Annotated in this window: 14 protein-coding genes; 3 read left to right on the top strand and 11 right to left on the bottom strand. The window is 61.2% G+C overall.

The window, feature by feature from the left end:
* Window positions 1–79: 79 nt before the first annotated feature.
* From AB5Y89_RS11860 to AB5Y89_RS11850, 3 genes are all read right to left on the bottom strand, one after another.
* Window positions 80–742, bottom strand: a complete 663-nt coding sequence (locus AB5Y89_RS11860) for a glutathione S-transferase family protein (protein WP_113977567.1) — start codon at window positions 740–742, stop codon at window positions 80–82.
* A 31-nt stretch (window positions 743–773) separates the two neighbouring features.
* Window positions 774–1,382, bottom strand: a complete 609-nt coding sequence (locus tag AB5Y89_RS11855; protein WP_316287030.1) for a glutathione S-transferase family protein — start codon at window positions 1,380–1,382, stop codon at window positions 774–776.
* 120 nt (window positions 1,383–1,502) lie between these two features.
* Complete coding sequence (locus AB5Y89_RS11850) at window positions 1,503–1,958, bottom strand: hypothetical protein (RefSeq protein WP_045524385.1); 456 nt, start codon at window positions 1,956–1,958, stop codon at window positions 1,503–1,505.
* A gap of 200 nt (window positions 1,959–2,158) precedes the next feature.
* On the opposite strand from AB5Y89_RS11850, the gene suhB reads away from it, so the two are divergent.
* Window positions 2,159–2,962 carry an inositol-1-monophosphatase gene (gene suhB / locus AB5Y89_RS11845; protein WP_039038754.1) on the top strand — a complete coding sequence of 268 codons (804 nt, stop codon included), beginning with the start codon at window positions 2,159–2,161 and terminating at the stop codon, window positions 2,960–2,962.
* A gap of 100 nt (window positions 2,963–3,062) precedes the next feature.
* Here suhB and AB5Y89_RS11840 read toward each other — a convergent pair whose 3' ends face one another.
* Both AB5Y89_RS11840 and AB5Y89_RS11835 read right to left on the bottom strand, forming a co-directional pair.
* Window positions 3,063–3,938 carry an OmpA family protein gene (locus AB5Y89_RS11840; protein WP_039038755.1) on the bottom strand — a complete coding sequence of 292 codons (876 nt, stop codon included), beginning with the start codon at window positions 3,936–3,938 and terminating at the stop codon, window positions 3,063–3,065.
* 68 nt (window positions 3,939–4,006) lie between these two features.
* The gene (locus AB5Y89_RS11835; RefSeq protein WP_368223835.1) at window positions 4,007–5,980 is read right to left on the bottom strand and encodes a methyl-accepting chemotaxis protein; all 1,974 of its coding nucleotides are present in this window, start codon (window positions 5,978–5,980) and stop codon (window positions 4,007–4,009) included.
* 145 nt (window positions 5,981–6,125) lie between these two features.
* On the opposite strand from AB5Y89_RS11835, the gene rnt reads away from it, so the two are divergent.
* Complete coding sequence (gene rnt / locus AB5Y89_RS11830; RefSeq protein ID WP_010675098.1) at window positions 6,126–6,788, top strand: ribonuclease T; 663 nt, start codon at window positions 6,126–6,128, stop codon at window positions 6,786–6,788.
* A gap of 226 nt (window positions 6,789–7,014) precedes the next feature.
* Window positions 7,015–8,337, top strand: coding sequence for a Na+/H+ antiporter family protein (locus tag AB5Y89_RS11825; protein WP_128296481.1), 1,323 nt, complete (start codon window positions 7,015–7,017; stop codon window positions 8,335–8,337).
* A gap of 63 nt (window positions 8,338–8,400) precedes the next feature.
* On the opposite strand, the gene AB5Y89_RS11820 is transcribed toward AB5Y89_RS11825, so the two are convergent.
* The 6 genes from AB5Y89_RS11820 to AB5Y89_RS11795 all read right to left on the bottom strand — a co-directional run bounded on the left by AB5Y89_RS11820 (window position 8,401) and on the right by AB5Y89_RS11795 (window position 16,083).
* Window positions 8,401–9,594 carry an MFS transporter gene (locus tag AB5Y89_RS11820; RefSeq protein ID WP_045524612.1) on the bottom strand — a complete coding sequence of 398 codons (1,194 nt, stop codon included), beginning with the start codon at window positions 9,592–9,594 and terminating at the stop codon, window positions 8,401–8,403.
* Window positions 9,595–9,698: 104 nt separating this feature from the next.
* A complete protein-coding gene (locus tag AB5Y89_RS11815) occupies window positions 9,699–10,604 on the bottom strand; it encodes a LysR family transcriptional regulator (RefSeq protein WP_042882841.1) in 906 nt (301 codons plus the stop codon).
* A 208-nt stretch (window positions 10,605–10,812) separates the two neighbouring features.
* The gene (locus tag AB5Y89_RS11810) at window positions 10,813–12,729 is read right to left on the bottom strand and encodes a putative bifunctional diguanylate cyclase/phosphodiesterase (protein WP_368223832.1); all 1,917 of its coding nucleotides are present in this window, start codon (window positions 12,727–12,729) and stop codon (window positions 10,813–10,815) included.
* A gap of 1 nt (window position 12,730) precedes the next feature.
* Window positions 12,731–13,213 carry a molybdopterin-binding oxidoreductase gene (locus AB5Y89_RS11805; RefSeq protein ID WP_039038761.1) on the bottom strand — a complete coding sequence of 161 codons (483 nt, stop codon included), beginning with the start codon at window positions 13,211–13,213 and terminating at the stop codon, window positions 12,731–12,733.
* A 329-nt stretch (window positions 13,214–13,542) separates the two neighbouring features.
* On the bottom strand, window positions 13,543–15,441 hold the full coding sequence (locus AB5Y89_RS11800) for a DEAD/DEAH box helicase (RefSeq protein WP_286701150.1): 1,899 nt from the start codon (window positions 15,439–15,441) through the stop codon (window positions 13,543–13,545).
* Window positions 15,442–15,621: 180 nt separating this feature from the next.
* Window positions 15,622–16,083 (bottom strand): hotdog fold thioesterase, encoded by a 462-nt coding sequence (locus AB5Y89_RS11795; protein WP_213319196.1) that lies wholly within the window; start codon window positions 16,081–16,083, stop codon window positions 15,622–15,624.
* Window positions 16,084–16,156 lie beyond the last annotated feature (73 nt).

Genomic DNA, 16,156 nt, shown 5'->3' with positions numbered 1-16,156 from the left:
GACTGCGATGCAGATCGTCAAACAACGGGGAGTCAAAGGGGAATAAAAAAGATGGCCCGTCAGGGCCATCATGATGGCGTCAGCGAGTCACCATCTGCTGCGCCCGCTTGACCTGATCCTCGGGGCTCTCATTGCGCGGTGGAATGGTGATGCCCTTCTGGCAGGCGGGCCTGGCCTCCATGCGTGCCATCCAGGCCTGCAAATGCACCAACCCATCAATGGAGATACCACTCCAGTCGTGGATGCGCACCCAGGGCCAGGTAGCGATGTCGGCGATGCTGTACTCGTCCGCCAGATACTCATGGTGTGCCAGATGACCGTCGAGCACCTCGAACAGGCGTCGCCCCTCCTTCTGGTAACGCTCGATGGCGGCCGGGATCTTCTCGGGGAAATAGCGATAGAAGACGTTGGCCTGCCCCATCATGGGACCGACGCCCCCCATCTGGAACATCAGCCACTGGATGGCCTGGGAGCGACGCTTGGGATCCTGCGGCAGCAACTTGCCGGTTTTTTCCGCCAGATAGATAAGGATGGCGCCGGACTCGAACACCGCGAAGTCACCATTGTCCCGATCGACGATGGCCGGGATGCGGCCATTGGGGTTGATGGCCAGGAACTCGGGCTTCTTCTGCTCCATGGTCGCGAAATCAAGGGGAATGACCTTGTAGGGCAGCCCCAGCTCTTCGAGGGCGATCGACACCTTGAACCCGTTGGGCGTGGCGGCAGTGTACAACTCTATCATCTTGGACTCCTTGAACGTTCAGGGGAAAGGATCAGGCCTGGGCGCTGGACCGGGCACTTACCCGGTCATGCCAGTCCTGCAAATGGGGCTGTTCGGGGGTGATACGCAGGCCAACCACCTTGCCAAAATCAATGGTACAGAAGGCAAGAATGTCGGCGATGGTGAAGCGTTCCCCCGCAATATAGGGCACCTCGGCAAGACGGGCATCGAGCTTGTCAAACCAGATCTGAGCCTGTTGCTTGCACTCCTCCCCCCATTCGGGGAAGACCCGCTCCCGGTCTTTGTAAAAACCGGTGATATGACGAAACGCCATACCGGTCGGCAACCAGAGGTTGAACTCGATGAAGCGACTCCACATCTCTATGGTGGCGCGCTCCAGCGCGGTGCAGCCAAACAGGTTCGGTTCGGGGTGAAGCTCTTCAAAATAGCGGCAGATGGCCAGGGTTTCACTCAGACAGGTTCCGTCATCGAGTTCCAGCACAGGAATGCGCCCGGCCGGGTTCTTGGTCAAAAAGGCGGGCGCCAGGTTTTCCCCCGCCCCCAGATCGACCTGTTGATATTCCATCTCGATCCCCTTCTCCGCCAGAAACATTCTGACCCGACGGGCATTGGGGGCTCGCCTCAGCTCATAAACCTTCATGTCACCTCCGTCGACGAACACACAGTGAGCCGCTGCGCAGGCCATAGCAAAGCGGCACAATGTCGGTCAGTTATGACAAATATTGTGCCGCTTGAACAGCCCGCATCGAGGGGGAGATGATTAGCTGCTCAGTACCCCTGGTTGGCGCTGGCGCAGCAAGATAAGACGGGAAAGCAGCGGGAAATAGGATTCAAACTTGCTTTGAAGCACCAGGCTGCAGGCAGGATCCGCCAGTTCGGCCTCATCCAGCAGAATGCCGTTGGAGACAAAATAAAAATGCGGATCCCGGACATCCGGCCCCTGTGGAGCATGTTCATACTGTCGATGCACCAACAGGGGAAGCACCGGCAATCCCAGTGCACTGCCTCCTGCTGGCCAGAGCGGAACAGGCCAGGCAGCGCCCTCTTCTTCCAGCAGCAGGATCGCCGCTTCGTCCTTCGACGGTTGCCACTGCTGGGGCTGTGCCACCCGGACCTCGGTGACATAATCGCTCTCTTCGCTGGCGGCACGCAGTGCGGCCAACACACCCAGAGTCGTCGGCGACGACGGTTTCTGACTGACTAATGACAGATTCATGGCTCATATCCCTATGCTCACCACAGCCTGTTATCCGGCTGTCGCGATAAGACTAGTTGATTACAGGTCTTTATTGGAGCCGTCAGATCTGTCAGTCCCCCCCCTGACCGAATGAGGGCATAGCAGTTGCAATTTCCGAATATCTTGGTAAGATGTTGCGTCCTTTTATCCCCCGTTCTTTAACATCCAGTGGTGAACCTATGCATCCGATGCTGAATATCGCCGTGCGCGCTGCGCGCAACGCCGGTCAAGTAGTAGTAAAAGCCTTTTCTCAACCCGAGAACATCGAGGTTATCCAAAAAGGCAGCAATGACTTCGTGACCAACGTTGACCGTGACGCCGAAGCGGCCATCATTCACACCATCAAAAAATCTTACCCGGAACACAGCATCGTTGCTGAAGAGTCTGGCGAGATTGCCGGTACCAATCCGGACTACCAATGGATCATCGACCCACTGGATGGCACGACCAACCTGGTCAAAGGCATTCCGCATTTTGCCGTTTCCATCGCTCTGCGCGTCAAGGGCAAGACCGAACAAGCCGTTGTCTACGATCCCATCCGTGACGAGCTGTTCACTGCCACCCGCGGCAGCGGCGCCCAGCTGAACGGCTACCGCATCCGTGTCGGCAAGGCCAAAGAGCTCTCCGGCACCATCCTGGCCACCGGGTTCCCGTTCAAGCAGAAGCACCACATCGAACCCTACCTGAAGATGTTCCAGAGCATGTTCATCGAGTGTGCCGATATTCGTCGTGCTGGCTCCGCCGCGCTGGATCTCGCCTATGTGGCCGCTGGCCGCGTCGACGGTTTCTGGGAAATCGGCCTGAAACCCTGGGACACAGCCGCCGGTGAGCTGCTGGCCAAAGAAGCCGGCGCCATCGTCACCGACTTCGTCGGTGGTCACAACTACGAAAACTCCGGCAATATCGTGGTGGCCAACCCCCGCGTGCTGAAAGAGATGCTCGGCAAGATCCGCGAAAACCTGCCGGAATCCCTGGCCAAGTAATCCCGGATACCCGCGAAAAAAATGCCAGTCGGTTCGCCGACTGGCATTTTTTATTCCTGACTACAGCGAAAATGCCGCCCCTCTCGATGACTCAACGGGATCAGATAGTGCCGTTGCGTCCCATGTTGATCACCACCCGGCGGTTCTTGGCTCGGCCAGCTTCCGTTTCGTTGGAGGCCACGTGCTGTTTCTCACCGTGCCCTTCCACCGAGATCTTGCCCTCCTCGATGCCGAGATCCACAAACACCTGCTTGATGGCATCCGCCCGCTTCTCGGAGAGCTTCTGGTTTGGCCAGCGGCCGCCATAGCTGTCGCTGTAGGCGTCGATCACCACCACATCGATGCTCTTGTCTGCCTTCACATAATCACCGATCATCGCCAGCCGCCGCTTGGAGGCCGGTGACAACTGATCGCTGTTCTTGTCATAGGAGAGCACGCTGAAGGCGATGTCGTTGAAGCTGTAGGGCAGCAAGCCACTCAGGCAGTCCATGAACGCCTGGTACTTGACCCTGAAATTGACCGACGAGAGCGATACCCGCACCGGCCTGTCCTGACGATACCAGTCGCGATACTGGAAAGTCGGCATACGCCCTCCTTCCAGCTCGTCCAACATGGTCCAGGCGGTCTGCCCCGCCACCAGGCCGTCAAACTGCTGATAGAACTGCAACTGGCTGATCTGTCGCCCGGCCACCCCGGGACGCCAGCTGGGGGGCATGATCCCGAGGCTCACTGTCTGGGTACGCGCCTGGGGTCGCTGCCCCTTGAGCTCGAAATCCAGATTGATCTTGCGCCCGGCCCGGCTGACAAAGGCCCCGGTTCCCCAGCGGGGAATAGGATGCTCCAGCCTGCACTCCACCTGGGTATCAGAGGTCAGGCGCCAGACGGATTGATCCAGACCGGCGCCAAATTCGGTCACGCCCGCCTGCAACTGCATACTCACTGATATGCTGATCAACCCCAACACCCAAGCATTCAACGGCTTGTCCTCCACACTATCTCGAATTATCTATCGGCAGCGGCAGGACAAGCTTTAGGTCAAAACGCTCAGTGGGGGGAAGAAGGGGCCATCAGCTTGAAGCTGGCGATGCGTCCCGCCAGATCCCGGGCTAGGGCATCCAGTTCGGCACTGTGTTGTTGCAGGGTATGGGAGTGCTGGCGATGGGCCTCATACACGTCACGGATGGTCATCACGTTTTGCTGGATGTCGTCGGTCACGTAACGCTGCTCCTCGGTGGCGGTGGCCACCTGGGCCGTCATGTCGCTCACCTTGCGCACCTCGTTGACGATGTCGGTCAGCTCGCTCCCCGCCCGTTTGGCCTCCGTCACGCTAAGGCCCGCCTGTTCGGTTCCCGTGTGCATGGCAGCCACCGCCTCGTTGGCCCCCTGGCGCAAGCGGCCCAGCATCCGCTCTATGTCGTCCGCCGCCTGCTGGGTACGGGAGGCAAGCGCTCTCACCTCGTCGGCCACCACCGCAAAGCCGCGCCCGGATTCACCGGCACGGGCCGCCTCGATGGCGGCATTGAGGGCCAGCAGGTTGGTTCTGTCCGAGATCTGCTTGATGAGGTTGAGCGCTTCGCCCACCGATTCGGTATCCTGATGCAGGCTGTCCACCAGTTGCTGGGTATCACTCAGGGTACCCGCGACCTGCTGGATAGTGTGGATGGTCTGATCCACCTCCTTGTCACCCTGCTTCGCCCGGCCGATGGCCTGCTGAGTCGCCTGGGAGGTCTGGGTTGCGTTGCGGGCAATCTCCGCGACAGTCGATGCCATCTCGGTGGCGGCAGTCGCCACCAGATCCACCTGCCCGCATCCCCTGACTACGCCGGCATTCACCTCGGCAATGACCTCGGCAGAGCTGGCGGCGCTGCGTATCAGCACGTCACAGGAGTGGCGCACAGCCAGCAGCAAACTCTCCAGGTGCCCGAGGAAATGGTTCAGATCCCGCGCCAGGGCCCCCAGCTCATCCCCGGATCGCCAGTCGACCCGCACGGTCAGGTCGTTCTCCTGCACCAGGCGCTTGAAGGTCTGGTGCAGGGCCATGAAGCCCAGATGCAGATCCCGCACTACCCGCCAGCAGACGAAGGTGGTCAGGACGATGCACAGCAACACGCCAGCCGCCCCCCACCAGAAGTCACTGGCACTCCCGACCCGCATCTGTTCCACCCGCTCGAAGAGCTGCTGATAGAGGCTGTCTTCTATCTCCTTGAGCAGGTCTATCTTGTCGGTACTCAAGGCAAACCAGGCCTCCGCATCGACACCAAAACCGCCGCTGGCCGCCTTGTCCAGGGCCAGTTTCTCCATGGCGGCCACCTTGGCCACCACGGGTGAGGCGAGGCTGTCGTTCAGCAACTGACGCTGTGCTGGACTCGCCACCGCCTGGAAACGTTCGAGATAGGTGTTCTGGGCCGCCAGCAGGGAGATGAACTGCTGCAACAGCGCAGGCGTGAAGCTGTCACGGCCAAAGACGTTGCTGAGCGTCGCCCGCTCCAGCCCCGCACGCTCCTTGCTCTGCAGGAAGGCGGCGTAGGCATTGGTCTGCAGGGCGATGGTGGCATCCATGCTGTCGACGCTTATCTTGTCCACTACCGCCAGCAAGGCGGTCACGAGGCGGGTATAGAAGCCGACCTGTTCCGCCACCTCGACCCCCAGGGCGCTGACCCGCTCACGCATGGCGGTGAGTCCCGCCACTCCCTGCTGCACCTCGGTCAGCGCCAGCAAGGCAGGATCCTGATGAAAACGCTGCAACAGGCTGTCCACCACCTTGCGCTGGGCAGGCAGCGCATCGCGAAACTTGTTGCCGCCAGAGCTGAGGAAGCCGGCCGACATGCCGCGCTCCCGTTGCAGCTCATGGGCCAGCTGCGCCGCCTCCTTTACCACCGCCAGCGCGACCAGGGCGCCGCTCATCTCCTGTTCGACCCGATAACGTTCATAGACGTACCGGCCGGAGAAAAACAGCAGGGCCAACAGCGGCAGACAGACCACCAACATCATCTTGTGTGCCAATCCCAGCTTCTTCATCGTCCTCTCCCTCCATGGTTGACGTCGCCCATTATAAGCACAGGTGTTTCAAAATGGCCCTCTTGCCGTCCCATGGCGGCAGATAAGGGACAAGGGCCCGCTTTTTTGCCATAATGCCGCCTCCTTTCACGCCGACCGAGATACCATGACCGACGCCGTTCACACCCTCAAGGGCCGTTTTCGCGGCTTTTACCCCGTCGTCATCGATGTTGAAACCGCCGGATTCAATGCCAAGACCGATGCCCTGCTGGAAATAGCCGCCCACACCCTCAAGATGGATGAGCAGGGCTGGCTCGTCCCTGACCAGATCTTCCATTTTCATGTCCAGCCCTTTGAGGGTGCCAATCTGGAGAAAGCGGCGCTGGAGTTCACCGGCATCGACCCCTTCAACCCGCTGCGGGGCGCGGTGGACGAGAAGGAAGCACTCACCGAGATCTTCAAGGGGGTGCGCAAGGGCATGAAGGAGCAGGATTGTGGTCGCGCCATCATAGTGGCCCACAACGCCACCTTCGACCACGGCTTCGTGATGGCCGCCGCCGAGCGGGCCGGCCTCAAGCGCAATCCGTTCCACCCCTTCGCCACCTTCGACACCGCCGCCCTCTCGGGTCTTGCCCTGGGACAGACGGTGCTGGCCAAGGCCTGTCAGAGCGCCAATATCCCCTTTGACAACAAAGAGGCCCACTCGGCCCTCTACGACACCGAGCGCACCACAGAGCTCTTCTGCCACATCGTCAATCGCTGGAAGAGCCTGGGAGGCTGGCCTCTGGCCAACCCGGATGAAACGACGGACACCGAAGACGAGGGCTGAACACTCCCAGCCCCTGCCCAGACAGGCTGCCCATGGCAGCCTGTCTGCATGAGGGGACCTGTCTGGGCAAGGAATAAGGGCCATTTTCCCGGTTCCCGTTCACCGCCAGCAGAAGATGCGTCCCTTGGCCGGGATCTGCCGATTTTTTTCTCGACATTTAGCCTGTTTTTCGCAAACTAGCTGGCTTTCACACGACTGACAGCAACACAATCCATAAGGAAATCAAATGAATCCTGTTGTTATCGCGGTGGCGCTGATGCTGGTGCTCAGCCTGCTGCGGATCAATGTGGTGGTCTCCCTCGCCATCGGTGCCATCGTGGGTGGCCTGCTCGGCGGACTCTCCCTCGAGCAGACCCTCAGCACCTTCACCGGCGGCCTGGGCGGCGGTGCAGAAATCGCCCTCTCCTACGCCATGCTGGGGGCTTTCGCGGTAGCCATCTCCCGCTCCGGCATCACCGATCTGCTGGCCCGCAAGGTCATCAACCAGCTCGGCAAGGATGCCAGCAGCACCCGCATTCTCTGGGTCAAGAGCCTGCTGCTCACCTCGGTGCTCGCGGTCTCCATCTCCTCCCAGAACCTGATCCCGGTGCACATCGCCTTCATTCCCATCCTGATCCCGCCGCTGCTGCATGTCATGGCCCAGATGCAGATCGACCGCCGTCAGGTGGCCTGCGTCATCACCTTCGGCCTGACCGCTACCTACATGCTGCTGCCGGTGGGCTTTGGCGGCATCTTCCTGAACAACATCCTGGCCAACAATCTCGTCGACAACGGCGTACCGGTGGAATTCAGCCAGTTGCCCCTGGCGATGGCCATCCCGGTATTCGGCATGTTCCTCGGCCTGCTCATCGCCGTCTTCTTCAGCTACCGCAAGCCGCGTCAGTATGATCTGGAGAAGATCCTGGCCGCCGAACCCGAGACGGTCGAGCTCAATCTCAACCACATCTGGGTCGCCCTGCTGGCCATCGCCGTGGCACTCGGTCTGCAACTGATGACCAACAGCATCGTGCTGGGGGCGCTCGCAGGCTTCATCATCTTCACCTGCGGCGGCGTCATCAAATTCCGCGAGAGCCAGGATGCCTTCACCCAGGGTGTGCGCATGATGTCCCTCATCGGCTTTATCATGATCTCGGCCGCAGGCTTCGCCGCCGTCATGAAGGAGACCCACGGGGTGGAGAGTCTGGTGCAGTCCGTCTCCAGCATGATGGCAGGTCACAAGGGACTGGCGGCCTTCCTGATGCTGCTGGTGGGCCTGCTCATCACCATGGGGATCGGCTCCTCCTTCTCCACCGTGCCCATCATCGCCACCATCTATGTGCCCCTGTGCATCCACCTCGGCTTCTCGCCCATGGCGACCATCGCCCTGGTGGGCACCGCGGGCGCGCTGGGGGACGCGGGTTCCCCCGCCTCCGACTCGACGCTCGGCCCCACATCGGGCCTCAATGCCGACGGTCAGCACGACCACATCTGGGACAGCGTGGTGCCAACCTTCATCCACTACAACATCCCCCTGGTGATCTTCGGCTGGATTGCCGCCATGGTGCTCTGAGACCATCCCGAGCAGACAGACAAAAGGCGACCCTGGGGTCGCCTTTCTTGTCTTGCACATGCCTCAGATGGCCGGTTGCAGTCCCCGCCTGCCGGCCAGGGCACAGAGACAGGCCACCAGGGCCAACCCCATGCCGGCTGCTCCCACCCCGAGCCAGTGACCCTGTTGCCAGACCAGCATCCCCAGGCTGGAGCCGAGGGTTCCCCCCAGGAACATGCCGGTCATGAAGAGGGTATTGATGCGCCCCCTGGCTTCAGGTCTCAGACCATAGATGCGCTGCTGATGGGCGATGAGTGCGCTCTGCACTCCGAGATCCAGCAAGATGACCCCGCATGCCAGCCCGGCCAGAGAGAGCCACAGCTCGAAGCAGATCCAGGCAAGCACCACCAGCACGGCACCGGTCAATACCACTGGTCTGGCCCCCAACCGATCCGCCATCCGGCCTGCCAGAGGAGCCGCCACCACCCCAGCCACCCCGATGACGCCGAAGAGACCCGCCATGTCGGCCCCCAACCCATAGGCAGGTTCGGCCAGGTAGAACGCCAGCACGGTCCAGAAGGCGCTGAAGGAGGCAAACAGCAAGGCCTGGGTCAGGGTCGCGCGGCGCAAGGCGGGCTCCTCGCGCCACAGACCGACCAGAGAGTGAAGCAGACGGCCATAACCGAGGGGAGAGCGCGGCAATCCGGACGGTATCATCCTGGCCATCAGCAGGGCCCCCGACAGGGCCAGGGGAATGGCCAGCCAGAACATGGCGCGCCAACTGCCATAGGCGGTGACCAGGCCGGCGACGGTGCGGCTGAGCAGTATCCCGGCCAGCAGGCCGCTCATCACGCTGCCGACCACGGCACCACGGCGGGCAGGATCTGCCAGGGTCGCCGCCACCGGGACTATCTGCTGGGCCGCAGTGGCCCCGATGCCGAGCAGGACGGAGGCCAGCATCAAGGTGGTGGCACTCGTGGCCGTGGCCGCCAGCAGGGAGGCCAGCGCGATCAGTGCAAACTGCCCCGGAATGAGCCAGCGGCGCTCGACCACATCGCCAAGCGGCACCAGCAAAAGCAGACCCATGGCATAGCCGAGCTGGGTCAGCATGGCGATCAATGGCATGCCCGAGTGCCCGGGAAAGTCCTGCGCCATCACCGCCAGCATGGGCTGGTTGTAGTAGATGTTGGCAACTGCCAGGCCGCATGACAGGGCCATGGCGAAGAGCAGGGAGGGGCCGGGGGTTGCGGCCCCTCCGGCAGAAGGCGATGTACTCATGATCTTCTCCTCGTGGTAGAAGGGCTCCCGCCAGGATACGGGCCCCATGCGCACAGCCTACCCGGGGAGCGTCGCCACCAGTAGAGCGGTGGGGACCATAACAGTTATTCCGCTGGCGTATGCCCCACGCCGGGCAGGCCGGTCACGAATGCCAGAAAGGCGCTCGCCTTGGCACCAGGCTGGCGACCTGCCGGGAGCAGGGTCCAGAGCTCCTGCATGGGCAGTTGCCACTCGGGCAGCACCGCCACCACCTCGCCGCGGGCAAGCTCGGGGGCAAACATCCACTCCGAGGCGATACCGAGCCCCAGTCCTGCCAGCACGGCGGCGCGCATGCCTTCGGCCGCCGAGACCGTCAGCCTGCCTTCTCCGGAAACCACCTTCTCTTCGACGCCGCGGCGAAATCGCCACTGCTGCCCCACTCCGGGCCGTGGACTGTAAAGCACCAGATCATGCTGTTGCAGGGCCTGAGGGGTCTCAGGCTCTCCTTTGGCGGCCAGATAGGCCGGCGTCGCCAGCACCCGCATGTCGCTTCGGGCGAGGCAGCGGGCGACCAGCGACGAGTCGGCCTGTTTGCCGATCCGCAGAGCCACCTCTATGCCCGCCGAAATGAGATCCACATTGCCATCATCCAGCAGGATCTCCAGATCCAGTCCCGGGTGAGCCGCCAGAAAACCGGCAAGATGGGGAATGATATGCAGGCGGGCGAAGGTGACGGGAGCGCTCACCCGCAGACGCCCGCTCAGCCCGGCCCGGCATTGCTGCACCATGGCATCGGCCTCGTTGACCTGGGCCAGGATCTCTCTCGCCCGCAGATAGTAGGCCTCTCCGGCCTCGGTGGGCGCCAGCCCCCGGGTCGAACGCAGCAACAGGCGGCTGCCAAGGTGCGCCTCAAGCTGGGCAATCAATCTGGAAACCGTGGGTTGCCCCATCCCCAGTCGGCGGGCCACCGCCGAAAACGAGCCGGTCTCCACCGCCAGCACGAACACCTCCATCACCCCCAAGCGATCCATTTATGGCTCCTCTGCCCTGTGGCACTGTTCGTGGCACAAGGTAGCACCGGGCCTGTCCTCTCGCACCCTCGTTCTGGCAGGAGGCACAATAAAGCCACGTCATGGGCGGTCCTGCCATGGGAGAAAGGTGTCGGGATGAAATATCAACCAGGAACAATCGAACAGAGGGACTCGAAGACAAGGCTACAGGGGCTCGATTGCCCCAAGGCTACCCCAGTGCCACTTCCTGAATGGCGGCGCTGTGGGCGAAATAGCGGTGACAGAACTGCATGAACTCCGGCAGCGGCAAGGGACGCGAGTAGAAATAACCCTGGATCTCATCCACCCCTATGGTGAGCACCGCCTTGAGCTCATCGCTGTTTTCCACCCCTTCTGCCACGACACGCACCCCCAACTGATGAGAGAGGGTGGTGATGGTTTCGACGAAGAGCGCCTGCCGGGTGTCACTGTCGATCGCGGTGATAAAGGATCTGTCTATCTTGAGCTTGTCGAAATAGAGTTCACGCAGGTAAGAGAACGAGGACCAGCCGGTCCCGAAGTCATCGAGGGCCACCCGCACCCCTATCTGGCGCAGGGAGTGAATGATCTGCTTGCTGAGGGCGATGTCATCGAGGGCGATGGTTTCGGTCAGCTCCACTATCAACTGGTGCAATCCCAACGGACCATCACCCATCTTCTCTTCAATCTCCCTGGCCAACCCCATGTTGAACATGGAGTTGGAGAGGTTGATGGAGATCTCGAGCGGTTCTAGTACCTCCTTCGGGAAGCCGGACAGGTCGATCTGCATGCGCCGGATGATCCAGCCCCCGAGCGCCTCGCCCAACCCGTTCTCTTCTGCCAGCGAGATGATATCGAGGGGGGCAATAAAGCCATATTCCGGATGATGCCAGCGTATCAGCGCCTCCGCCCCCAGCCTCACCACACTCTGGCCGCGCACGATGGGCTGATAGTAAAGGGCCAGTTGCGGGCATTGCGGGCAGTGGATAAGCTCCCGCAGCTCGGTCGACAGCCGGCGTTTGCGCTGATAGTGCTGATACATGCTGCTGGAGAAGAGCACATTGCGATTCAGCCGTTTGCGCTTGGCGCTGTCGAGGGCGATATCGGCAAACAGCAGCATCTCTTCCGGTGAATGATCCGGTTTCACGTACTGGCTGGTGCCCATGAAGACCCGGACCCGGTGCGCCGGATCGGCGGCAAACACCAGATCCGCCAGCTCGCTGCGCAGTTGCTCCAGAAACGGAAAGCGCAGATAGGTGGGCATGGTGCCGGTGATGATGAGGGTGAACTCGTCACTGCCGGTACGGGCAACGAAGATCCCCTTGCCAGAGGCGGCCTTGATCCGCGCCGCAAGCCGTTTGAGCAAGGCGTCCCCCACTTCGTAACCCAGACTGTCATTGACCTCCCTGAAATGCCCCAGATCCATGAGACAGACGGTGATGCTGCTGCGCCGACCGGTATGGCTGGTCCACTGCTGGAGGTGCTTGATGAGCGCCGCTCGGTTGGGGAGACGGGTGAGAGGGTCGTTCCACGCCAGAAAATGCTGGCGACGCACTTCGCGAAACAGCACCATCAACATCACCATGGTCGCCAGCATCAGAAATCCCAGGATGAAGAAGTTCTGGGTTTTCGACTCGTTGAGCAGCTCACGCTGGGCGATGGCAGAGGGCCCGGTGAAGTTTTTCACCATCACGTCCCGCACCCCGCGCATCTCGTCATCGAGTGCGGCCGTGAACATCTTGAGTGCGGGGGAATCCGGCTCCCCTTGCACCACATCCTGCTCATAGCGTTCGAAGAGGGCGAGGATCTTGCCGACCGCCTTGTCCGCGCCGAATCGGGCCCTGACCGACTTTGCCTCCTCCCCGTGCAGGAAGACATCGAGCCGGTTCCAGGCAATGTCAAAGCGCTTGTTCATCTCCTCCCGGCTGGCGGCACCAGCACGATAGAGCTTCAAACCTTCTTCGAAGGCGTGGATCTCCAGCTCGAGCTGGGCCAATGCCCAGGCGGAGAGCTGGGTGTAACGCGTCACCGCATTGAACGCGCGGTCATAGTTCCAGACCGACCAGAGGGTCACCCCCAAAAAGGTGGTCACCATCAGGATCAGGCTCAAGAACTTGCCGCGCAGCATCTTATTTGCTCTCCAGCGCCGTCAGCTGCCACACCATCCGGCTGTGATAGAGCTCCTTGTTGAGTTCGGGATGGTCGGTGAGGGGATAGATGACCCATAGCGGCCCCTTGTTGCGCAGGGTCAGCGCCTTGCCATCCTGCTTCTCGGCCACCAGTACCGGGTACTTCTCCCCGTCTTCCAGCGGCAATGCGGCCCAGTATTCATTGACCGCGAGGGCCTTGACCTCCTGGCTCTTGAGACCGTAGATCCTGACCAGGTCCCGCAGCAACACCCCGCGATAGAGGTGCTCCCCTTCGGTCCAGGGCGTCCCTGTCTTAACCTCCGTCTGCGGCAAGGCCTCAAACTCGGCACGGGTCAGCACCACCTCCCCCTTGCCATTGCAGCACCCCGCCCCCGCAATTCTGAAGAAGGGCTCCTCCGCCAACACCATACCCGACACGAGCCATCCAGATATCAGCAACACCTTGCCAAGCCACTTGCCCATCACGCACCTCCCTGTCATACGGTTTATTTATTCATCTCACTCTGCTGACTCATATGCAAACAACAGAATGCACCTTCAGACCAAAGTCGCAGTCGTTTGCAACCAGCAACGATTCTGCGTCTTCCCAAAGTATCCAATCGCTTCCCAAAGAATGACACCAGGCGCCACCCCCAGGCAAATGGATTGCACCATTTTCTTTTCACTGGCTCCTCATCAAACCGGATGCCCACCACGGCCGGGAAAAGGTGACAATCTTCGCTACGCATCTGAAAAACAGACACAAAAAAGGCCGCTCCATGGAGCGGCCTTCTCATCAGTGCAGTCAGGGTTTAGCTGTCGCGGCGCTTGTTGCCACCGAATTTGCGACCCTTGTCGAAACCGCCTTCACGGCGATCCTTGTTGAAGGGACGGTCACCCTGGGGACGGCGATCCTTGTTGAAAGGACGGTCGCCACGGAACGGACGATCACCACGGGGCGGACGGGGAGCAGTGTTGCCACCGGCCGGCACTTCGGTGTAACGGGTGATCTGCAGCGGACGCTGGCAGACACGGGCCTTCTTGATCACTTCCAGCACCTCGGCGCTCATGCCCTTGGGCAGATCGACGGTGGAGAAGTCATCGGCGATGTCGATGTTGCCGATGAAGCGGCTCTCGATGTTCGCTTCGTTGGCGATGGCACCCACGATCTGGCCCGGCTTGACGCCGTGATGGGCACCCACGTCGACGCGGTAGCGCTCCATCTCCACGTCCGGGTTGTCTTTCAGCGGACGCGGCTCCAGGGATGGCATGCGACGGGCCTGACGATCGCCACGGTCACCGAAGTCACGACCGCCACGGTCGTTGAACTCACGACGCTCGAAGCCACCGCGATCGTTGCCGGCGTTGAACACCGGATCTGGGATGGAGTCATCCAGCAGCAGCGGTTGATCGCCCTGTACCAGCTTGGCCAGTGCGGCAGCCAGCTCCAGCGGATCGGCAGAATCTTCTTCGATCAGCTCGTTCACCAGGTTGTGGTAGATCTCGAGCTCTTCACCCATCATGGTTTCGCGGATGCGCTCCTTGAACTTGGCCAGACGGTGCTGGTTGATGTCCTCGGTGCTCGGCATCTTCATCGGCTCGATGGCTTGACGAGTGGCGTGCTCGATGGCACGCAGCATGCGACGCTCGCGCGGAGCCACGAACAGGATGGCTTCACCCTTGCGACCGGCACGGCCGGTACGGCCGATACGGTGAACGTAGGATTCGGTGTCGTAGGGAATGTCGTAGTTCACTACGTGGGTGATGCGCTCAACGTCCAGACCGCGGGCGACCACGTCGGTGGCGATCAGAATATCCAGCTGGCCCTGACGCAGCTTGTCAACGGTACGCTCACGCAGCTTCTGCGGGATGTCGCCGTGCAGCGCTTCACAGGCGTGGCCACGAGCGGCCAGCTTGCCAGCAAGCTCTTCGGCGGCGTTCTTGGTACGCACGAACACCAGCAGGGCTTCGTAGGATTCCACTTCCAGCAGACGGGTCATGGCGTCCAGCTTGTGCAGACCAGTCACCTGCCAGTAACGCTGACGAATGGTGGTTGCGGTCGCGGTCTTGGAGGCGATCTTGATCTCTTTGGGCTGCTTCAGGTGCTTCTGGGCAACACGACGGATCTGCTCCGGCATGGTGGCAGAGAACAGGGCAACCTGACGACCGGCCGGGCACTGATCCATGATCCAGTCCACGTCGTCGATGAAGCCCATGCGCAGCATTTCGTCCGCTTCGTCCAGCACCAGGGCTTTCAGACCGGAGAGGTCCAGGTTCTTGCGACGGATCAGGTCCATCACGCGGCCCGGGGTACCCACGACAACCTGAGCACCGCGGCGCAGGGCGCGGGTCTGGGTTTCGTAGGAAGCGCCGCCGTAGATGGGCAGCACGTGGAAATCGGGCATGTGGTGGGCATAGCGTTGGCACGCCTCTGCCACCTGCAGGGCCAGCTCGCGGGTCGGGGCCAGCACCAGGATCTGGGTGTTGCGGTTACCAGCTTCCAGACGAGACAACAGAGGCAAGGCAAAAGCAGCGGTCTTCCCTGTACCGGTTTGTGCCTGCCCCAGCAGATCGTGTCCCGCCATCAGGTGGGGAATTGCTGCGGCCTGGATGGGAGACGGGCGCTCATAGCCCACGTCCTGCAGCGCTTTCAATACAGGCGCGGCCAGTCCAAGCTCACTAAAAAGGGGCAGTTGTTCGGTATCAGACATAGATTCTTCCAGATTAAGGCAGGCGGCTAACACCGCGGAATAGCAAAAAGGCGGCGATTATAGCGCCACTTTGTTCTGCTGTCTTGAAAAATGTGATAGGTGTCTCAAGACGTTGGCAATTATAGAGGGATCTCGCGACTATGGCTTGCTTATTTTTCACTCATGATGCGTTATTGCGGATCACGCTTCGCCAGAGTCCTTGTCCCGCTTGTGCTTGAGCACCGCCATGGTCAATCGGCTGGTGCACAATAAACGACCACGTTCATCCCGAATTTCGATCTGCCACACCTGAGTCGTGGTCCCCAGATGCAGCGGGCTGCAGCGCCCCGTCACCACCCCTTCCCGCTTGGCCCGTAGGTGGTTAGCATTGACCTCCAGCCCCACGCAATAATTCTCCTCCCCCACCGCCATGTTGGCCGCAAGCGATCCCAGCGTTTCCGCCAGCACCACGGAGGCGCCGCCGTGCAGCATGCCGAGTGGTTGATGGGTGCGGTGATCCACCGGCATGGTGGCCTCCAGCCAGTCGGGGCCAAAGGCGGTGTAGACGATGTCGAGGTGGGCCATCAGGGTGTTGCGGGAGCTGGCGTTGAGCCCCTCCAGGCTCATGGGTTTGCGCCAGATGGGGCTGCTTTCTTGACTCATGGTGAGCGGACTCCTTGCGTGATCAACGGGTTATCGCTGCGCTGTAGCGGCAAACCAGCAGTGTCGGCGAAAA

This window comes from Aeromonas sp. s4 (assembly GCF_040907855.1).
Lineage (GTDB): Bacteria > Pseudomonadota > Gammaproteobacteria > Enterobacterales > Aeromonadaceae > Aeromonas > Aeromonas caviae.
The sequence above is the reverse complement of the archived record's forward strand: the minus strand, read 5'-3'. Positions and strand labels throughout refer to the sequence as shown.